Source organism: Gammaproteobacteria bacterium CG11_big_fil_rev_8_21_14_0_20_46_22 (genome assembly GCA_002796245.1).
In the GTDB taxonomy this organism is placed as follows: Bacteria; Pseudomonadota; Gammaproteobacteria; order UBA12402; family UBA12402; genus 1-14-0-20-46-22.
The window spans coordinates 61,236-81,293 of record PCWT01000048.1; the positions used below are offsets into that span (position 1 = coordinate 61,236).

Annotated in this window: 23 protein-coding genes; 18 read left to right on the plus strand and 5 right to left on the minus strand. The window is 44.8% G+C overall.

All coding sequences use genetic code 11. The features are described from left to right. Positions 1 to 3: 3 nt before the first annotated feature. From COV52_05660 to COV52_05670, 3 genes are all read left to right on the plus strand, one after another. Complete coding sequence (locus tag COV52_05660; protein PIR10991.1) at positions 4 to 1,641, plus strand: membrane protein insertase YidC; 1,638 nt, start codon at positions 4 to 6, stop codon at positions 1,639 to 1,641. Continuing rightward, complete coding sequence (locus COV52_05665; GenBank protein PIR10992.1) at positions 1,641 to 3,008, plus strand: tRNA uridine-5-carboxymethylaminomethyl(34) synthesis GTPase MnmE; 1,368 nt, start codon at positions 1,641 to 1,643, stop codon at positions 3,006 to 3,008. The genes COV52_05660 and COV52_05665 overlap by 1 nt, the downstream gene beginning before the upstream one ends. 69 nt (positions 3,009 to 3,077) lie before the next feature. Then, a complete protein-coding gene (locus COV52_05670; protein PIR10993.1) occupies positions 3,078 to 3,482 on the plus strand; it encodes a hypothetical protein in 405 nt (134 codons plus the stop codon). On the opposite strand, the gene COV52_05675 is transcribed toward COV52_05670, so the two are convergent. Beyond that, complete coding sequence (locus COV52_05675) at positions 3,479 to 3,781, minus strand: hypothetical protein (protein ID PIR10994.1); 303 nt, start codon at positions 3,779 to 3,781, stop codon at positions 3,479 to 3,481. The two genes, COV52_05670 and COV52_05675, sit on opposite strands and share 4 nt — an antisense overlap. Positions 3,782 to 3,907: 126 nt before the next feature. On the opposite strand from COV52_05675, the gene COV52_05680 reads away from it, so the two are divergent. Further along, a complete protein-coding gene (locus COV52_05680) occupies positions 3,908 to 5,779 on the plus strand; it encodes a tRNA uridine-5-carboxymethylaminomethyl(34) synthesis enzyme MnmG (protein ID PIR10995.1) in 1,872 nt (623 codons plus the stop codon). 17 nt (positions 5,780 to 5,796) lie between these two features. Then, positions 5,797 to 6,354 carry a 16S rRNA (guanine(527)-N(7))-methyltransferase RsmG gene (locus COV52_05685; GenBank protein ID PIR10996.1) on the plus strand — a complete coding sequence of 186 codons (558 nt, stop codon included), beginning with the start codon at positions 5,797 to 5,799 and terminating at the stop codon, positions 6,352 to 6,354. Here COV52_05685 and COV52_05690 read toward each other — a convergent pair. Further along, positions 6,351 to 6,710: a transcriptional regulator gene (locus COV52_05690; protein ID PIR10997.1), complete on the minus strand. Its 360-nt coding sequence runs from the start codon at positions 6,708 to 6,710 to the stop codon at positions 6,351 to 6,353. The two genes, COV52_05685 and COV52_05690, sit on opposite strands and share 4 nt — an antisense overlap. Beyond that, positions 6,700 to 6,996: a hypothetical protein gene (locus tag COV52_05695; GenBank protein PIR10998.1), complete on the minus strand. Its 297-nt coding sequence runs from the start codon at positions 6,994 to 6,996 to the stop codon at positions 6,700 to 6,702. Before COV52_05695 ends, COV52_05690 begins: the two co-directional genes overlap by 11 nt. A gap of 170 nt (positions 6,997 to 7,166) precedes the next feature. On the opposite strand from COV52_05695, the gene COV52_05700 reads away from it, so the two are divergent. Both COV52_05700 and COV52_05705 read left to right on the plus strand, forming a co-directional pair. After that, entirely contained in the window at positions 7,167 to 7,925 is a 759-nt protein-coding gene (locus COV52_05700) for a cobalamin biosynthesis protein CobQ (GenBank protein ID PIR10999.1), read from the plus strand. 67 nt (positions 7,926 to 7,992) lie between these two features. Then, the gene (locus COV52_05705; GenBank protein PIR11000.1) at positions 7,993 to 8,778 is read left to right on the plus strand and encodes a hypothetical protein; all 786 of its coding nucleotides are present in this window, start codon (positions 7,993 to 7,995) and stop codon (positions 8,776 to 8,778) included. Here the strand turns inward: COV52_05705 and COV52_05710 are convergent. Continuing rightward, positions 8,726 to 10,111: an amino acid permease gene (locus tag COV52_05710; protein PIR11001.1), complete on the minus strand. Its 1,386-nt coding sequence runs from the start codon at positions 10,109 to 10,111 to the stop codon at positions 8,726 to 8,728. The genes COV52_05705 and COV52_05710 overlap by 53 nt on opposite strands. A gap of 277 nt (positions 10,112 to 10,388) precedes the next feature. On the opposite strand from COV52_05710, the gene COV52_05715 reads away from it, so the two are divergent. After that, complete coding sequence (locus tag COV52_05715; protein ID PIR11002.1) at positions 10,389 to 11,267, plus strand: chromosome partitioning protein ParB; 879 nt, start codon at positions 10,389 to 10,391, stop codon at positions 11,265 to 11,267. Positions 11,268 to 11,279: 12 nt separating this feature from the next. On the opposite strand, the gene COV52_05720 is transcribed toward COV52_05715, so the two are convergent. After that, positions 11,280 to 11,606 (minus strand): hypothetical protein, encoded by a 327-nt coding sequence (locus tag COV52_05720; protein PIR11003.1) that lies wholly within the window; start codon positions 11,604 to 11,606, stop codon positions 11,280 to 11,282. Positions 11,607 to 11,826: 220 nt separating this feature from the next. Here COV52_05720 and COV52_05725 point away from each other — a divergent pair, with 220 nt between their 5' ends. The 10 genes from COV52_05725 (at position 11,827) to COV52_05770 (ending at position 20,055) form a co-directional block, all read left to right on the plus strand. Then, positions 11,827 to 12,225, plus strand: coding sequence for a hypothetical protein (locus COV52_05725; protein PIR11004.1), 399 nt, complete (start codon positions 11,827 to 11,829; stop codon positions 12,223 to 12,225). Continuing rightward, positions 12,225 to 12,989, plus strand: coding sequence for a F0F1 ATP synthase subunit A (locus COV52_05730; GenBank protein ID PIR11005.1), 765 nt, complete (start codon positions 12,225 to 12,227; stop codon positions 12,987 to 12,989). Before COV52_05725 ends, COV52_05730 begins: the two co-directional genes overlap by 1 nt. A gap of 32 nt (positions 12,990 to 13,021) precedes the next feature. Next, the gene (locus COV52_05735) at positions 13,022 to 13,318 is read left to right on the plus strand and encodes an ATP F0F1 synthase subunit C (protein PIR11006.1); all 297 of its coding nucleotides are present in this window, start codon (positions 13,022 to 13,024) and stop codon (positions 13,316 to 13,318) included. A gap of 28 nt (positions 13,319 to 13,346) precedes the next feature. Next, on the plus strand, positions 13,347 to 13,817 hold the full coding sequence (locus COV52_05740; protein ID PIR11007.1) for a F0F1 ATP synthase subunit B: 471 nt from the start codon (positions 13,347 to 13,349) through the stop codon (positions 13,815 to 13,817). Further along, the gene (locus tag COV52_05745; protein ID PIR11008.1) at positions 13,817 to 14,365 is read left to right on the plus strand and encodes a F0F1 ATP synthase subunit delta; all 549 of its coding nucleotides are present in this window, start codon (positions 13,817 to 13,819) and stop codon (positions 14,363 to 14,365) included. The genes COV52_05740 and COV52_05745 overlap by 1 nt, the downstream gene beginning before the upstream one ends. Then, positions 14,356 to 15,897: a F0F1 ATP synthase subunit alpha gene (locus COV52_05750; protein ID PIR11009.1), complete on the plus strand. Its 1,542-nt coding sequence runs from the start codon at positions 14,356 to 14,358 to the stop codon at positions 15,895 to 15,897. Before COV52_05745 ends, COV52_05750 begins: the two co-directional genes overlap by 10 nt. Positions 15,898 to 15,904: 7 nt before the next feature. Further along, positions 15,905 to 16,771 carry a F0F1 ATP synthase subunit gamma gene (locus COV52_05755; GenBank protein PIR11010.1) on the plus strand — a complete coding sequence of 289 codons (867 nt, stop codon included), beginning with the start codon at positions 15,905 to 15,907 and terminating at the stop codon, positions 16,769 to 16,771. 13 nt (positions 16,772 to 16,784) lie between these two features. Next, positions 16,785 to 18,170, plus strand: coding sequence for a F0F1 ATP synthase subunit beta (gene atpD, locus COV52_05760; GenBank protein ID PIR11011.1), 1,386 nt, complete (start codon positions 16,785 to 16,787; stop codon positions 18,168 to 18,170). 9 nt (positions 18,171 to 18,179) lie between these two features. After that, the gene (locus COV52_05765) at positions 18,180 to 18,623 is read left to right on the plus strand and encodes a F0F1 ATP synthase subunit epsilon (protein PIR11012.1); all 444 of its coding nucleotides are present in this window, start codon (positions 18,180 to 18,182) and stop codon (positions 18,621 to 18,623) included. A gap of 85 nt (positions 18,624 to 18,708) precedes the next feature. Continuing rightward, positions 18,709 to 20,055, plus strand: coding sequence for an MFS transporter (locus COV52_05770; protein ID PIR11013.1), 1,347 nt, complete (start codon positions 18,709 to 18,711; stop codon positions 20,053 to 20,055). Positions 20,056 to 20,058: the final 3 nt, after the last annotated feature.

Below are 20,058 nucleotides of genomic sequence, written 5' to 3' on the forward strand. Positions count from 1 at the left end.
ATTATGGATTTTAAACGGATTATTTTATATGTGATTATTTTTGCTTTGGGCATTCAATTATACAGCTTATGGTTAAAGGAAAATCCACCTGCAACAAAAAAAACAACACACGTTGTAAAAACAGCACAAATAGATTCAACAGAAATTAAGCAAGCTTTACCTGTGAATACGCATACAGGCGCTAAAGATGCGCATGGTACTGTTGCCCCGGATAAACAAATTCAAGTTCATACCGATGTTTTAAATGTATCAATCGATGAAGCGACAGGTCGCTTATTAGAAACCAGCTTACCTAAATACCCACTATCGGTGAAAAATAAAAATACACCGTATGTCTTGCTAAACCAATCACCGAAAACCTACTACACAGCCATATCCGATGTCACAGGTTTAAATGCAATCGAATTTAAAAGCCAAAAAAGCCAGTACACCCTGCAACCTGGTGAAAAAACACTGACAGTGAATTTATACGGTGAAAAAAATGGATTAAGTGTAACAAAACAATTTATTTTCACTAAAGGAAGTTATGCAATTAACACCAGTTATACGATTGTTAATCACGGAAGGCAGCCTTGGGAAGGTCGCTATTTTATGCAGACGATTCGAAAAGCGCCAAAAGACAGTACGCATTTAATCGGTCCACGTAAATTTTTAGGTGTTGCAACCTCATCAAAAAAAGAACCTTTTGATAAACACACATTTAAAGATTTAAAAGAAACACCCATTTCAGAATCCATCGAAGGCGGCTGGTTGGCTTTTGTTCAGCACTATTTTTTAACGGCTTGGATTCCTAATAAACAACAACCCTACTTTTATCAGAGCCAATCGTTAAACGGCGACTTATACTCAGTGACATTAATGGGGCCAAGTATATCGGCAGCCCATGGTGAAACCTTAGAAATGCGTTCCAATTTTTACGTAGGACCGGAACTCAAAAATCAATTAGATGCACTTTCACCCCATTTAGCATTAACGATTGATTACGGGTTTTTTGCAGTTATTTCAGTGCCTTTATTTGCCATCATGAAATATATCCATGCCGTTGTCGGTAATTGGGGCGTGGCGATTATTTTATTAACCGTACTCATTAAGCTAATTTTTTATAAACTTTCAGAAAAAAGTTTTAGATCAATGGCCATGATGCGAGATCTACAACCAAAAATTCAGGCCCTAAAAGAACAATATAAAGACGATAGGCAGGCTCTGGGTCGTGCCACCATGGAGTTATACCGTAAAGAAGGGGTCAATCCCATGGGTGGTTGTTTACCTATGGTTGTTCAAATTCCTGTGTTCATTGCTTTGTATTATGTATTGGCAGAATCCGTACAGCTTCGTATGGCGGACTTTTTATGGATACATGATTTATCGATGAAAGACCCTTACTATATTTTACCGATTCTTATGGGTGTGAGCATGTTTGTTCAGCAAAGACTTAGCCCACCGGCTGCAGATCCTATGCAAGCCAAAATGATGATGTTTATGCCAGTGTTTTTCACCATCATCTTTTTAAATTTTCCAGCAGGTTTAACGTTATATTGGCTAACCAATAATACCATCACTGTTTTGCAACAATGGTATATTTTGCAAAAGCATAAAAAAGGCCATTACCAAAAGAAAGCTAAAAAAAAGCGTAAAAAGTAATGGTGCAACCCACTGATACGATTATTGCTATCGCCACACCACCGGGTCACGGTGGTGTAGGTATTGTAAGAGTATCAGGCCCACATGCCTTAGAGTGCGCAAAAAAATTAAGTAAAAAAACAGACATCCAGCCTAGAAAAGTTGTATTCACTGAATTTTTTGATGAAGATGATCAAATTATTGATCAAGGCTTAAGTCTATTTTTTCAATCACCACGCTCATTCACAGGCGAAGATGTGGTTGAATTTCAGGCGCACGGCGGCCCTATTATTTTAGACAGTATTATTAAAACTTGTTTGAGCTTGAATAATGTTCGCTTGGCAAAACCTGGCGAATTTACAGAACGTGCATTTTTGAATAATAAAATCGATTTGGTGCAAGCTGAAGCCATTGCTGATTTAATCAACGCGAGCACTAAACAAGCGGCTCAATCGGCTATTCAATCCTTACAGGGCACATTTTCAAAAGCAATTAATGAGCTTCTGGAAAAACTCATTCAGTTGCGTTTGTATGTGGAAGCAGCCATTGATTTTCCCGAAGAAGAAATTGATTTTATTAATGATGGGAAAATTGCATCAGCACTGAATAATTTAAAACATCAATTTAACGCCATTTATGCGTCAGCAAAACAAGGCCATTTATTACAAGAGGGCATGAAGGTTGCGATTGTTGGCCATCCTAATGCCGGAAAATCGAGCTTATTAAATGCTTTGTCAGGCCGTGATACGGCAATTGTCACAGATATTGCCGGCACCACACGGGATATTATTCGTGAATCCATTAACATTGATGGTATGCCTTTGCATATTATTGATACGGCAGGACTTAGAAAAACTACTGATAGCATTGAAAAAATGGGTATCGATCGTGCTTGGCAAGCCATGGATGAAGCAGATGTTATTTTAGTGCTATTGGATGGTTCCAAAGAAACTTTGGAAGACTTAGAACAGAATTGGCCCGAGCTAATTCAGCAAAAGCAGCATAAAAAATTCTGCGTTGTTGTGAATAAAATTGATTTAATGAATCAAACAGCAAGAATTGAAAAAAATGAAACATACGATGTGGTATTCATTTCTGCCAAGCTTCAACAAGGTTTGGAGCATTTAAAAACACATTTAAAAAGCTTAATGAATTACCAAAGTGATTCTGAAGGTCTGTTTATCGCACGCCGAAGACACATTGATGCACTTGAAAAAACGGATAAACACTTAAAGCTTGCTGATACCGCGCTTAATAATCATCAAGCCGGTGAAATAGTGGCTGAAGAATTACGTTTAGCGCAAAACCATCTTAATGAAATCACGGGTGAATTCACTTCTGATGATTTACTCGGTAAAATTTTCTCGACCTTCTGTATTGGTAAATGACAGCACACTTTACTTTTTACACAATTCGTATTAAAAATAAACCCGATTCAAAATCATAAGGAAAAAGGTATGTTGAAAGGGTTTGGTTTAATTATTTTAATTATTTCAGTTAATGCGTTCGCGACAGATTCTATCTGTGATTTAATGAATCATACAAATGGACAAAAGGTAATCTTTGCGACAAATAATTTAAAAGGTATTGATCACTATGGCCTTGCGCTTAAAAAAACAAATACGAATGAAATAGCAGGTACGTATTACCACCTGCGCATTGTCTCAAAAGATATTGCAGTGCCTTTTACGGCAAAATGTGAAAACAATAGTTTTACCTTCAATGTCGATCCAGAAGGCGTAAAAGATTTAGGGCAACGAACCGCAAGATTAGAAAACGGTAAATTGGTATTAGATTATTTCTTTAAAGATGATCATATCGTGACAAAAACATTGGAGCGTTGCACATCAGCCATGTGTTAAGGCAGACGATAATTTTCTCTTCTTTGAGCAGAAGCGCCAATACATGTACCAATCAAACAACCTAACATTGAACATACTATTAAAGTTAAGCCAAATGTAATCCTATTACCCAATGCACGTGGCGGCGTATTATCGAAAATATCTTGAGGGTGTTTTAAGTCAAATAAACGAAAGCCTAAACGATTTGAAAAGCAGTCGTTGTTAAGGCAAGAAAAGCCAAAATAAATATTTAAGCAAATAGCAAAAGACACACCAATAAAAGTTCCGAATTTTGCATGGCTTCGAATAACGTTTGGCATAGATTTAACCAGTTTATAATTGTTGTTTATTGATGATAACAAAGGCTAGATTAACAAAGGCTAGATTAACTTGATCGAATAAGCGATTAATCTATAATAGGCCAAAATTTTTACAGAATAAGCACCATGGATATCCATAAACAGTACGATGTGATTGTGGTCGGCGGCGGCCATGCCGGCACAGAAGCCGCTTTAGCTGCAGCGCGTAGTGGCGCAGCCACCCTATTGCTTACACACAATATCGAAACCATCGGCCAGATGTCCTGCAATCCTTCGATTGGTGGTATCGGTAAAGGCCATTTGGTCAAAGAGGTGGATGCACTCGGTGGCATTATGGCACGAGCAAGTGATTTGGGTGGGATTCAATTTCGCACCTTAAACGCGAGCAAAGGCCCCGCTGTAAGGGCCACACGTGCCCAGGCGGATCGTAACCTTTATAAGCAGGCCGTTCGTCATGCGGTTGAAAACCAAACGAATCTCAGTCTTTTTCAGCAGGGTGTTGATGACCTAATCATTGAGCATGATTGTGTTACCGGTGTGGTGACCAATATGGGTTTAAGCTTTAAAGCTAAAACGGTCGTAATGACCACCGGTACGTTTTTAGGCGGCACCCTACACGTTGGCGATAAAACATCCATTGGCGGACGCGCGGGTGACCAAGCCGCAACAACGCTAGCTAAAAAACTGCGAGAGCGCCCTTTTCGCATTGCGCGTTTGAAAACAGGCACGCCACCACGTATCGATGGCCGAACCTTAGATTACAGTAAAATGCAGGTTCAACCGGGTGATACGCCGACGCCGGTGTTTTCGTTTATGAGCTGCCGTGAAGAACATCCACAACAAGTGCCTTGCCATATCACGACCACCACGGAAAAAACCAAAGAGATCATTGAGAAAAACATCCATCGTTCAGCGATGTATTCTGGTCATATTGAAGGTATTGGGCCACGCTATTGCCCCTCGATCGAAGATAAAATCGTGCGTTTTAGTGACAAAGCCACACATCAAATATTTGTTGAGCCTGAAGGTTTAGATGTCTTTGAAATTTACCCTAATGGCATTTCAACCAGTCTACCGTTCGATGTACAATTGGATTTTGTGCGCTCAATTGTGGGTTTTGAACACGCGCACATCACACGCCCGGGTTATGCAATTGAATACGACTTTTTTGACCCGCGTGATTTAAAACAGAGCCTTGAAACCAAGCTCGTGGAAAATTTATTTTTCGCCGGCCAAATTAATGGCACAACAGGCTATGAAGAAGCGGCCGCACAAGGCTTGATTGCCGGGCTAAATGCCGCCAGAAAAGCGCAAGAGAAAGAAGCATGGACGCCAAGGCGAGATGAAGCCTATATGGGTGTATTGATTGATGATTTGATCACTAACGGCACGATGGAACCTTATCGTATGTTCACCTCGCGCGCAGAGTACCGTTTATTACTGCGAGAAGACAACGCGGATTTACGCTTGACCGCAAAAGGCTACGAGCTTGGCTTAATTGATGAAGTTCGCTGGCAAGCTTTTGGTGAAAAATGTGAGGCCATTGAAAAGGAATGTGAGCGATTGAAAAGCACCTGGATTGTGCCAGGCAAGGAACAGGCTAAAAAAGCTGAAGCGATTTTAGGTCAAGCGTTAACACGCGAATACACCTTAGAAGATTTGTTGCGTCGGCCCGAAGTGAGTTACGAACAGATTCGCACGATTATCGATAGCGACATTATTCACGATGAAAAAGTGGCTGAGCAAGTCGAAATTCAAGCAAAGTATGCCGGTTATATCGATCGCATGCACGATGAAATTGCCCGCACCATAAAAAATGAACACACAAAAATTCCAGCTCACTTTGACTACTCGGCCATTTCAGGCTTGTCAGCTGAAATTACCCAAAAATTAAAACAAGCCAAACCTGAAACGATAGGCCAAGCTTCTCGAATTTCAGGCGTGACACCTGCAGCCATTTCCTTAATTTTGGTGATGTTAAAAAAGCAATCTCGTTAATCAACTTGAGCAATAATATGAACAACAGCGAGCAAAAACTTCAAGCCTATTTAGTCTTGCTTAAAAAATGGAACAAGGTGTTTAACCTCACTGCGATTGAGTCTGATGAGGCGATGATGGATTTGCATTTGCAAGACAGTTTAAATATACAGCCCTTTTTGCAGGGCGATAGAATTTTAGATGTGGGCAGTGGCGCGGGCCTTCCAGGCATTCCTTTAGCGATTGCATGTCCGGATAAACAATTTTATTTGTTAGACACAAATGGCAAGCGCACACGTTTTCTAACACAGGTCAAAATTGAGTTGGGTTTGAATAATGTTCATGTGATTAAATCGCGCGTTGAGACATATTCGCCTGACGGCTTATTTACAAGCATCACGTCCAGAGCTTTTTCCTCACTGAGCGATTTTTTTGATAAAACCCATCATTTGCTCGAAAAAGAAGGCGTGTTATTAGCCATGAAGGGCCAATACCCTGAAGAAGAATTAAAAGCGATTCATACGCCGTATGAAGTCAAAACACTGCCTGCGCTAAAACAGCATGATGCGCGGCATTTGGTGGTTATAAAGCGTTAGGCTGCGGCAGTTTTTTGCTTAAGTCTAGAAAGCTTCTTTTTATGACTTAATGTAACATTGTAATCCAACTTGGCTTTATCTAAGCTGTCTTGTATTGCGCGTTCCACAAAAATATAGTCTGGATAGCCTAAAGCTTCGGCGATATCTTTTGCACGATAAATACTGACGGGTTTTCTGTTTTTCTCAATATCACATAATTGCTGTTGAGAGATACCAATGCGTCTGGCAAGTTCAGCTTGTGTTATTTCATCAGCCGTTCTGTGAGAAAGCACGAGCTCGCCAAATGTTCTTACGCCGCCGATGATTTTATCAAGTTTTTCTAGCGTTTTATCGGATAAGTTTTTTTTAGTACGCATGTTTGTTGACCTCTTCTATGTTAACAAAGGTGACTGCTTTGTTAGATTTAAGCTTGTCAATAATTCTATAAGCTTTATTGAGTCTCGCCGAACGTTGTCCTGTGCGATCTCCGCTCAAGGCTTCATCCTTATAACCTGGATATTGCTGAGCGGCCAATAAACCTTTGTTTTTCACAAAATAAACCCAGTCACGTAGGGCCAGTTTAATTTGTAGATTTTTTGGCAGCTTTTTTGTTTGTTTTAGAGCTTTTCGAGAAAACTCCACGTCAAAAACAGTAGTGTTCATAGTGTTTACCTTTAAAATATTACACAAAAAAAGTGAAAAACACAAGCCTAGAATACGACTCGCATTGTTAGAATGGTTTTGGAATGTCTCTGAAGTAAGAGAAGAAACGCCATAGTAGCAAAAAAAGGCGAAGCTGTGTATGCTTTGGGCTACTCAAGAAGGACAGGCTCATGGGCAAGATTATTGCAGTCACCAACCAAAAAGGTGGCGTAGGCAAAACGACATCCACGGTGAATCTCGCGGCATCGTTAGCGACGATGAACCGTAAGGTATTGCTGATCGATTTAGACCCTCAGGGTAACGCCACCATGGCCAGCGGTGTGAATAAATACGAGCTTGATGGCTCCATTAACGATGTCTTACTCGGCAAAAAACCTGCTGCAGAGTTGGTGCGCGGTTCAAGCAATGTTTACGATATTTTGCCAGCCAATGGGGATCTTACGGAAGCCGAAGTCAATTTGTTTCAACAAACGGATCGCGAATACGCACTGAAAAATGCCTTAGCACCCTTAAAGCCGCGCTACGATTTTATGTTGATAGACTGCCCGCCTACGTTAAATATGTTAACGATTAATTCGCTGGTTGCGGCCGACTCAGTCATTATCCCTATGCAATGTGAATACTATGCCTTAGAAGGCTTGTCTTCATTGCTTGATACAATTCGAAGTTTACAAGACGTCGCTAATCCTACGCTGCAAATTGAGGGTTTGCTCCGTACGATGTATGACACACGCAACCGCTTGGCCACAGATGTGTCTAAAGAATTGCTTACGCATTTTGGCGATAAAGTCTTTCGTACCGTAATCCCGCGCAATGTCCGCTTAGCCGAGGCGCCTAGCTACGGCCAGGCGGCGATACAATATGATCGCTCCTCACAAGGTGCTCTGGCCTATATCGCTTTGGCTGGTGAGCTGTTGCGGCGCCAATAGCTCTTCTTAAGCTTGGCTTAAGCTTTTTCGGCTACAATTAACGAAAATAATAATAAAAGGTTAATTTATGTCACGATCAAAAACCAAGGTTGTTCCTGTGCGCTTTCATGGTGCAGAGGCCACAGATAATATCCCCGCTTATGTTGTGCTGGCTTTTTTGAAAAGGCAGCTCTTTCGTCGAGAGCGATGTTCTATACAGAATTTATTGCTAAAAGAGTCCTATATGAACGTGGTTCGGGCACTTTTTGAACGAAATCACATGGAAAGTCAGACCGTGTTGAATGATAGTGACGATAGCCGGGCCGCGGTTCATGGTATCTTAAACCAGGTGCTTGCTGTTGATCGAGCAATAACCCGAGGCCAATTGGCTGACAAGAAGATGCTCTCAGTCTGTGTGGCGGTTTACCACGCGCTTTCTAATAATCTTGGGGTTTTTGGTGTAGCTGAGCAACTTAAGGGCTTGCAAGACTTTAGCGAGGAAAAAATTTTAGCGTTAGCGGCCTCAATGCATGAAATGAGAGAGGTTGCGGCTAAGCGTTTTGATGACCTTTCTGAGCCAGAAAGTGACGATAGTCGGCTTAACCAAGGCTTTGCAGTCGATGATAGTGACGGCTCTATGTTGGGCGGGCAAGCCTCGCCTTCATCTGGCGCGCCGGATGTTGAGGTTCGAAAAACGTTGCCATTCAGGCCTCGGCGATGTGCTTCTGAGCTTGATCGGGCGCTCAACTCTGCCAAAAGAACACAGTGTTCTGGCGCGCGGGCTGCTTTATTCAGCGCGGCGCCTTCTGCTCCTGCTGGCCCTACCAATGAGCCCGACGCAGCTTGTAGCAGACCATCGGCAACACGATCATGATGATCAAGCCGCCGACGAGTAGACTTTCGTAGTGCAGTAGGCTGCCCACTTGTATCGAACTGGGCGGGAAAAAGCCGACAATGGTCGTGATTATGCTGGCAAGTATGCCAAAACCTGCGACCAGGCACATGCCGAAAAACCCGCCGGGGATCCGAAAAGCTCGCGGTCTGTCCGCATGTTTGACACGCAGCCAAATGCCGGCGGCAAACATCAAAATGTACATAATCATGTAAATCTGAGAAGCCAGCGCGGTGAGTAACCAATACGCGGCATTCACGGTGGGTAATAATAAAAAGACTAAGGTAAGAAGGGTGACAATCACTGCCTGCCAGATCAGTAGGTTTTGCGGTGCGCGGTAGCGGTTTTCGCGTTGCAAATGGGGTGGCATCGTGCCGTCTTGCGCGGCGATCAAAAGCCCTTTGGTCGGCGCAAGAATCCAGTTGTTGACACCACCCAAACCACCAATAATGAGCATCACGCCCACCAGCGGTAACAGCCATGTGAGATGATATGCGCCAAAAAAGTAGCTAAATGCTTGCATTATGCCGCTAACGAGCGATATTTGGTTTTGAGGCAATACCGTGGCGATCGACAAAGAACCAAAAATCAGTGTCGTCACGATAATGAGCGAGGAATACAGTAAAGCACGTGGAAAAGCTTTTTGTGGGTTTTTGACCTCCCGGGCATGCACGGTGGCAATTTCCATACCGCAAAATGACATCATGATGCCGGTGAGCGCAACCCACATCGAAGGGTTAAAGGCGTGAGGCAACCAGGCTTCGTGTGAAAAATGAATTTGCGAGGGATGCCCTAATGATAGCCAAATAATTCCCAAGATGATGATGAGGGTCATGGGAATCAATAAGCCAAACACGCTGCAGACATTGCTGAACCAGCTTGAGACCCGCGTGCCAAAGCAATTGATCAGTGTGAACGCCCAAAAGGTGAATAAAATCACGGTGATCAGAAACAGTTTGCTGCGAACCAGTGCGGGATCAATCAAATAAGCGAAGGTACCGGCCACAAACGATAGGATTGTGGGATACCAGATCACATTTTCCAGCCATTGAAACCAAATGGCCATATAACCTAACGGCGTGCCAAACGCTTCTTTCACCCAAACATACACACCACCCTCCTCGGTCCAGCTTGAGGCGAGTTCGGCGGAAACTAAAGCCACGGGCACTAAAAAGAAAATGGCGCCGATGATAAAGAAGAAAATCAGGGCCGAGCCAAACAGTGCGGTAGCAGGCAGGTTGCGAATGCTATCGACGGAGCCCACCGTGATCATGACCAGGGCAAAAACGGATAAACGACGAAGTTGTGAATTCATACTAAAAACCTTATCTAAGCGAAAAAGAGTTAAACAATAAACGAAGTGGTTTAAGCCTGTTTTCGCTTTCGTTTGGATGGGGTGTTGGCAATGAGATGAAAGGCAAGGGGTGAGTGAGAATACAAAAGTGACATATTTTGACCTATTTAATCGTTCCAAATTTGAGACATAAAGCCGCAATGTTGATGTTTGAATGACATGAGGCGCTCCTAATCAATTGCCAAATGTAATGAATACAGAGATAATATTCTAGCCAAAAATACGGGGTAGGATCAAGATGGCTGGACTGAATAAATCAATTGCGAGCATGTTATTGTCTGAAAAAGGCAAGGCAAGCTTGAACACGGTCAGCCAAGATTTGCAAACGACAACGGAAAAAGCCGAAGGCTTGCGCCAGATGCCGGTTGAAAAGCTTCAGCGTGGCCAGTACCAACCTCGTCAACATATGGACAGTGATGCGCTCGATGAGCTTGCCGAATCGATCAAGGCGCAAGGCATCATTCAGCCCATCGTAGTTCGCCAATTAAAGCCGAGCGGCCAGTACGAAATCATCGCGGGTGAGCGGCGTTGGCGCGCGGCACAACGCGCAGGTTTGGATCGTGTGCCCGTGGTGGTGCGCGAGATTTCTGATGAGGTGGCTATGGCCATGGCGCTCATCGAAAATATTCAGCGTGAAAATTTAAATGCGATCGAAGAAGCTCAAGCGCTGCATCGACTATTGGATGAGTTTGGTTTAACGCAGCAAGAGGTGGCTGAAAAAGTCGGTAAATCTCGCACGACAGTCACCAATTTACTGCGCTTATTGAATCTGAATATGGATGTGCGCTTGATGTTGGAGCAAGGCAAGCTCGATATGGGGCACGCTAAAGTCTTGCTCGCACTCGAAGGCAACGTGCAAAGTCAAATCGCGCGCATGGTTTCGCTTAAAGGTTTGAGTGTGCGAGAAACTGAGCAGCTGGTGAAACAAAGCTTGCACGGCAAACCTAAAAAAGTGGCCACAGCCGTTGACCCGGATATCAAACGTTTGCAAATGGACTTATCAGAAAAGCTTGCGGCGAAAGTGGATGTTCAGCATGCTGCGAATGGTAAAGGCAAGATTATGATTCACTATTCCAGCCTTGATGAGCTTGATGGCATTTTATCGCACCTTAAGTGAGTCTTTCTTTTTTTAAAACGTTTGCATGGGCAAGTTGTCGGATAAATAAATCCAACCTTTGATCATGCGGTAAAGATACCAGACGTATACAGCAAAGATGACAATCACGCCAATGGCAATCAGGCAAAGCAAGAGGCCGATGAGGTACCAGATCAGCGCTTTCCAAAACGTTTGCGATTGCCAAGCAAAATGGGTGTGTAGCCAGCTGCCGGCCACATCGTCTTCGTTGAAGTAATTCAGCAAGATGGCCACGATAATTAAAGGCGGCAAAAATACCCCGAGCACAAAGCACAGGTAAATGGCGTGAGTCAGTGTGCGTGTAGAGGGTTTTGGGTTCATGGGCTATTCTTTCATGGTTTTTTCATTTTGCTCATGATATCTGAGCCTGTGGGCGCGGGCAATCCTGCCGAGACGATCAAAATTTGATCATGTCCGGCCGACTAGGCTCAGACGGAGCATGCTTTTATCGTCGGTAGCTCAAAGCAATTGGATTTATGCGATTTTTTGCCTTTTTAGCGTTGCGCATTGGGGGTGAAGTCATTATACTTTCGCGCTAATAATGACCAGGCAAAATGCTGTGAAAACGCGAGCAAACCCCGGAAGACGGGCTGCGCTGAAATTGATCAAGTGGCAGCTCATCTTAACCTTAGTGGTAAGCGTCGCGTTTTTGTGTATCTGGAGTCTCCAGGCCGCATGGTCAGGCTTGTTGGCAGGGTTAGTCTGCATGGCGGCCAACGGGGTTTTTATTGTAAAGACTCTGAGGTATCGCCAAGCACAACAGGCCAAACGGTTTTTGCTGGGTTTCTGGTTAGCAGAAACGGCAAAGCTTTTCATGATGGGGGTGTTATCGGTGATCGCCCTGCGCTACTTAGGCGCTGAGATCCAACCCTACATGGCGAGTTTTATCATTAATATAATGGTGTTTTGGATGGCACCGTTTGTGATATTGGGCTATTAATGGCGCGAGAAACAGGTTCACAGTATGTTATGCATCATTTGCAGCACTGGCACGTGGGGCATGGCTTTTGGTCAATAGACCTCGATGCAAGTTTGCTGGCTATCTTAATTGGTGTGGGCTTTTTGTGGTTGTTTCGTTTTGTGGCTAAGCGGGCGACCCATGAAGTGCCGGGCAAGCTTCAATGTTTTATCGAAATGATCATCGAGTTTGTGGATAAAACTGTTCGCGAAACTTTTCACGGCAAAAATCCTCTTATCGCCCCGCTCGCGCTGACGATTTTCGTCTGGGTCTTTTTGATGAATTTCATGGATTTAATCCCGGTTGATTTCTTGCCGAGCATTTTAGGCTTTATCGGTATTCATGATTTCCGCTCCGTGCCGACGGCAGACCCGAATATCACCTTTGGTATGTCGATACCGGTGTTCTTGCTTATTGTATTTTATAATTTTAAAGTCAAGGGTCTGAAAGGCTTGTCGCTAGAAGTGTTCACCAAGCCTTTTGGCGTGTGGTTACTTCCGATCAATGTGATTTTTCGCTTGATCGAAGAGTTAGTGAAGCCTTTGTCATTAGCGCTGCGACTGTTCGGTAATATGTTTGCGGGCGAGCTCATTTTTATTTTGATCGCAGGTCTCTTGCCGTGGTGGATCCAGTGGGCGCCAGGCGGTATTTGGTCGATTTTCCATATTCTGATTATTACCTTACAAGCATTTATTTTTATGATGTTGACGATTGTGTATTTAAGCATGGCACACGAGTCACATTAGGGTTTTATTGAGTAATCTACTTAGGAGGCAACATGAACGTCACAAAATTACTCGCCTTAGCGCACATCACAGGTCCATCAGCGATTGCTGCGGGTTTGTTGATTGGTTTAGCTGCACTGGGTACCGCGATTGGTTTCGGTATCTTGGGTGGTAAGTTTCTAGAAGGTGTGGCGCGTCAGCCAGAACTCTCGCCTATGTTAATGATGCGTATGTTCTTGATGGCCGGTCTTGTCGATGCCTTTGCTGCGATTTCTATCGTGATGGGCTTGTTTTTGTTTTTCGCGAGCAACCCGTTTATTGGTCAAGCTTTGAGTGCGTTGGCTAAATAAGCGAGACGCTTAACAAAGAGAGAGATCTATGCAGATTAATCTAACCCTCATTGGACAAATGATTACCTTCGGGATCTTCATTTGGTTCACAATGAAATACATTTGGCCACCGCTGATCAAGGCTATTCACGATCGCCAAGCGCGTATCGCAGAAGGCTTATCAGCCGCTGATAAAGGCCAAAAAGAGCTTGAGTTGGCAAAGCACCGCTCTGTAAAGCTTTTACAAGAAGCGAAGCTCGAAGCTTCCCAGCTGATTGAAAAAGCGAACAAGCGCTCGAATGAAATTTTGGAAGAAGCGAAAGAAAAATCGCGCATCGAAAGCCAAAATATCATTGAGAACGCGAAAAAAGACGTGGCTCAAATGCAGGCACAGGCCAAAGAAGTCTTGCGTCAAGATGTGGTTAATTTGTCCGTCTTGGGCGCGCAAAAAATTCTTGAGCGCGAAGTGGATGCAACGGCGCACAGCCAAATGCTGAAAACGCTTTCGGAGCAGCTTTAATGAGTAATGCCTTGAGCTTAGCCCGGCCCTACGCGAAAGCCATCTTTGAGGTGGCTTTAGATAAAAACGCACTGCAAGCGTGGTCTGTGTGGCTAAATCAATTGGCGTTTATTGCCAAGGATGCCAACGTACAATACGCGGTATCCAATCCAGAGCATGATACGCAAGCTTTGCTAGCGAATGTTTTATCGGTAATGGATGAGCGTGATGAAACGCTCGCGCGCTTTGTGTCTGTTCTGCTCGAAGCGAAACGCTTTGCCTTGTTGCCTGAAATTTTGTCGCACTTCGATCATTACAAAGCGCTGAAAGAACAAGAGCTCAATGTGGCTGTGACCACCGCGATGCCAATGAGTGATGAAGATAAAACGCTGCTTAATAAAGCCTTGGAACAACGTTTTAAACAATCTGTGAATTTAACTTATGACACGGATGAAAGCTTACTGGGCGGCGCCATTGTTCGCATCGATGATTTGGTTATCGATGGTTCAGGCCGCGGCCGACTTTCATCTTTGAAGCAATACCTTGAAGGAAATACACTATGTCATTAAACCCCTCTGAAATTAGCGACATCATTCGTAGCCGCATCGAAGGTTTTAAGGTGCAGAAACAAGAAGGCACTGAAGGCACGGTCATCAGCGTGAAAGACGGTATTGTCCGCGTGTTCGGTCTTGATGATGTGATGCAAGGTGAAATGGTGGAGTTGCCCGGCGGCGTGTTTGGTTTGGCTTTAAACCTTGAGCGCGACGCTGTGGGTGTGGTGGTCTTGGGTGATTACACACACATCAAAGAAGGCGAAAAATGCCGTTGTACCGGTAAAATTTTGGAAGTTCCCGTGGGCCCTGGTTTGCTAGGCCGCGTGGTTGACGCCTTAGGTAATCCGATTGATGGTAAAGGCCAGCTTAAATTTAGTGAAACCTGCCCGATCGAACGGGTTGCACCGGGTGTTTACTATCGTCAATCAGTGGATCAACCGGTCCAAACCGGCTTGAAGGCTATCGATGGTATGGTGCCTGTCGGCCGCGGCCAGCGTGAGTTGATCATCGGTGACCGCCAAACGGGTAAAACAGCGGTAGCGATTGATGCCATCATCAATCAAAAGGGTACCGGCATTAAGTGTATCTATGTGGCGATTGGTCAAAAAGCCTCTTCAGTGGCTAACGTGGTGCGCAAGCTTGAAGAGCATGGCGCGATGGAACACACGATTATCGTGGCAGCCAATGCGTCTGATCCTGCGGCTATGCAGTTTGTCGCGCCTTACGCAGGTTGTGCGATGGGTGAATATTTCCGTGATCGCGGTGAAGATGCCTTGATCATTTATGATGATTTAACCAAACAAGCTTGGGCGTATCGTCAAATTTCATTGTTGTTACGTCGTCCACCGGGTCGTGAAGCCTATCCTGGCGACGTCTTTTATTTGCACTCGCGTTTGCTAGAACGTGCTGCCCGTGTGAATGAGCACTATGTTGAGCAATTCACCAAGGGTGAAGTGAAAGGTAAAACCGGCTCGCTTACCGCGCTGCCTATCATTGAAACACAAGCGGGCGACGTTTCGGCGTTTGTACCCACCAACGTGATTTCGATTACCGACGGTCAGATTTTCTTAGAAACAGATTTGTTTAACTCGGGTATTCGCCCTGCCATCAATACGGGTTTATCCGTATCGCGTGTGGGTGGTGCAGCGCAAACCAAGATCATCAAAAAATTGGTCGGCAGTACGCGTATTGCCTTGGCGCAGTTTCGAGAGCTTGCAGCGTTTGCGCAATTTGCTTCTGACCTCGATGACGCAACACGTAAACAATTGGAGCGTGGCCAGCGCGTAACAGAAGTCATGAAGCAAAAGCAATATTCGCCACTGTCGTTGGCAGAAATGGCGCTTTCATTTTACGCGGTGAATAACGGTTTCTTGGATCACGTGCCGGTTGAAAAAATCGTTGTGGTGGAAGCTGAGTTGCATGCTTACTTCAAATCTGAAAACAAAGCCTTGTTCGATCAAATCAATGAGAAAGGCGATTATAACGACGACATCAAAGATGGCTTGGTGAAAGTGATCGAAGATGCGATGAAAACGATAGCTTGGTAAATAATCTATGTCATCGGCTAAAGAGTTACGCACAAAAATCGGTTCTGTGAAAAACACACAGAAGATTACGCGCGCCATGGAGATGGTCGCCGCAAGCAAGATGCGTAAAGCTCAAGATCGCATGAAACGTTCGAAGCCTTATGCTTTGAAAATTCGTGATGTGGCTCACCATGTTGCTTTGGCCTGCACCGAATACAAGCATTCGTTTTTAGAGCGTCGTGAAATTAAACGAGTCGGTTTTATAGTGGTATCCACCGATCGCGGTTTGTGTGGCCCTTTGAATACGAACTTGTTCAAAGCCGCTGTGAAGCACATGCGTGATTTTCAGCAGAAAAAAGTCGATATCGATTTGTGCTTAATCGGTAACAAGGCCGATGCCTTCTTCCGCCATTTAGGCGCGAATATTGTCGCCAAAGCGAGCCACCTGGGCGACGCACCAAAAATTGAAGATTTAATCGGTATCGTGAAAGTGATGCTTGATGCGTATCGCGATGAGAAAATTGATGCGCTCTACCTTTGCTATAACGACTTTATCAACACGATGCAACAGCGCCCAGAGGTGTTGGAGCTTTTGCCGATTACGCCCAGTGAAGATAAAGGTACCGAGAAAGGCCATTGGGATTATATTTACGAGCCCGGTGCGCGCGAGCTATTGGATCGTTTGTTACGACGATACATCGAATCTCAAGTGTACCAAGGTGTGGTGGAAAACTTCGCCTGCCAACAAGCCGCCACCATGGTTGCGATGAAAAATGCGACAGACAATGCGGGCAAAATTATTAATGATTTACAACTAGCGTATAACAAAGCGCGCCAAGCCGCGATCACCAGCGAAATTGCTGAGATTGTGTCCGGCGCTGATGCAGTATCTTAAGAGGTGAAACAGTATGAGTGAACAGGCTGTCGGAAAAATTGTTGAAGTGATTGGCGCGGTTGTCGATGTGGAATTTCCACGTGACAATGTGCCGAAGGTTTATGATGCCTTAACGATTGAAGGCAAAGAACTGGTGTTGGAAGTTCAACAAGAGGTGGGTGACGGCGTGGTTCGCGCGATTGCCTTGGGTTCATCAGATGGTTTATCACGCGGTATTAGTGTGGTGAATACGGGCAAACCGATTCATGTGCCGGTCGGTAAAAAAACCTTGGGCCGCATCATGGACGTTTTAGGCCGCCCTATCGATGAACAAGGTGAGATTGGTGCTGAAGAGCATATGTCCATTCATCGCAAAGCGCCAAGCTTTGAAGAACAGGCGGCAACTGAAGAATTATTAGAAACGGGTATTAAAGTTATCGACTTGCTTTGTCCTTTTGCCAAAGGCGGTAAAGTGGGTTTGTTCGGTGGTGCCGGTGTGGGTAAAACCGTGAACATGATGGAGCTTATCCGTAATATCGCGATTGAACACTCAGGTTATTCCGTTTTTGCCGGTGTGGGTGAGCGTACTCGTGAAGGTAATGACTTCTACCATGAAATGAAGGAATCAAATGTACTAGACAAAGTGGCTTTGGTGTATGGCCAAATGAATGAACCGCCGGGTAATCGGTTGCGTGTGGCCTTAACCGGTTTGACCATAGCAGAAAAATTTCGTGATGAAGGCCGAGACGTTTTATTTTTTGTGGATAATATTTACCGTTATACTTTAGCCGGTACCGAAGTGTCTGCTTTGTTGGGCCGTATGCCTTCAGCGGTGGGTTACCAACCGACCTTGGCTGAAGAGATGGGGACTTTGCAAGAGCGTATTACGTCAACGAAAACCGGTTCCATTACATCCGTTCAAGCGGTTTATGTGCCAGCGGATGACTTAACAGATCCATCCCCTGCCACAACGTTTGCTCACTTGGATGCGACGGTTGTGTTGTCTCGTCAAATTGCAGAATTGGGTATTTACCCTGCGGTCGACCCCTTGGATTCTACTTCACGTCAATTGGATCCTTTGGTTGTTGGTCAAGAACATTATGACGTGGCTCGTGGTGTACAAAAGGTCTTGCAACGTTATAAAGAGTTGAAAGATATCATCGCCATCTTGGGTATGGACGAATTGTCTGAAGACGATAAATTGATCGTGACGCGTGCACGTAAAATTCAGCGTTTCTTGTCACAACCGTTCTTCGTGGCAGAAGTGTTCACCGGTTCGCCAGGTATCTACGTGCCATTGAAAGAAACGATCCGTGGTTTCAAAGGCATCATCGAGGGTGAATACGATCACTTGCCAGAGCAAGCGTTTTACATGGTCGGCTCGATCGACGAAGCGATTGAAAAAGCGAAAACGCTATAAGGGTTGATAATGGCGGCAAAAACGTTTCACTTGGACATCGTCAGCGCAGAAGAGAAGATTTTCTCAGGTCTGGTTGAGCACATTACGGTTGACGGCGAGGAAGGCGGTTTGGGTATTTTTCCGGGCCACACGCCGTTATTAACTGGGATTAAACCAGGTGAAGTCAGCGCCGTGCTTGAGGGCGGCAAACGCGAAGTCTTTTTTATCTCAGGCGGTATGCTTGAAGTTCAGCCTGAAATCGTTACTGTGCTGGCTGATACCGTTATCCGCGCCGATGACATTGACGAAGAGGAAGCGCAAGAAGCCGTTGAACGTGCAAAGGCGCAGTACGACGAAATCGATAAGAAAGACAAGGCCGATTACAGCAAAGCCTTAATCGAGCTTCAAGAGGCCTCGGCCCGTTTGCGTGTTGTACGTGATTTGAGTAAATACACCAAACGCCATCTCGGTTAACTCCGTATTTAAAAGACACCCTTAGACTTGGATGACACACTGATCCATTTATGCCATGATCAAATGATCATGGAGACTATATAAAATGGATTTAAGCACCGAAAATAATCTACTCGCAAGGCTCGATCGCTTGCCTATTTGGCCCTATTCTCGCGGCGTCTTGCTCACTATAGGCCTCGGCTTTTTTTTCGCCTTCTTTGATATCATCACGATTGGTCTGGCCATTCCGGTTTTGGTCCAGCAGTTCCATGTTAGTTTGTCGCTGGTTTTGTGGTGTATCAGCAGCAGCTTGATCGGTTACATTGTTGGCTCTTTGTTTGACAGTGTTTTGTCGGATTTTTTCGGTCGACGTCTGGCTTTGATTTTATCCATGTTGTTTTTCAGTGTGGGCTCAATATTGTCAGCCTTTAGCCCGAATATATATTTTTTAATCGCCATGCGTTTTATTATTGGCATGGGCATTGGTTCAGAAATTGCGAATGTGACGACCTACTTGGGCGAGCTATCGCCAGCCAGCATTCGAGGCAAAATGACCAGTGTGGCTGTGGCACTGGGCTTTTTAGGTTTTGCCGTGGTGCCTTTTGTTGGTCTTGCTTTAATTCCTCATTACGTTTGGGGCTGGCGTGTGGTGTTTGCACTGGGTGGCTTGGGCGCACTGGTCGTCATGTTTTGTCGACGGTTTGTTCCACAATCGATACGCTGGTTGGTTTCGCATAGCAAGCTTGAACAAGCACGTGTGGAGCTTGAGGCGCTGGAGGCAAGAGTTGTATCACGGATAAAAAAAGCATTGCCGCCGATTGCAGCGTCAGAAGGCTTTGCGCCCTCTTCGTATAAAGATTTATTCAAACCGGCGCAGTTTAAAACGATACTGTTTTTTAGCGCGATTTGGTTTTTTTACTATATCGGTAATTATGCTTGGCTAACCTTGGATACCAAGCTTTTTTTGCTGGGTGGTTTTGACCTGCACAATAGTTTGCTATTGGTGTCGGTATCTTCCCTCGGCTTTATTTTGGGCTCACTGTTTGCGATCTTTTTCAGTGATTGTTTCGAGCGAAAATACACGATTTTTGTTTCGGCTATCGTATGGGCTCTTTGTTTGCTCGCGATTGCTTGGTGGCCGAGCTTGTGGCTGATTATGGTTTTGGGTTGTTTGGCTGCGATCACTATTTCAATACTTATCCCACTGCTCTACACCCTAACCGGCGAGAGCTTTCCAACGGCATGCCGCGCCACAGGTATTTCAGTAACCGATGGTGTAGGTCATTTGGGGGGCGCGTTTTGCGGGCAAATTATTTTTGCGGTGTATGATTATACGAAAGCCTCTGGGCACGGCGTGAGCTTTGCGTTTACGGCGATGGCTATCACAGGCTTAATCACGGCGATTATGGTGCTGTTTGGTTTGCGCATGACACGGCAAAGCTTGCAGCAGTAAACG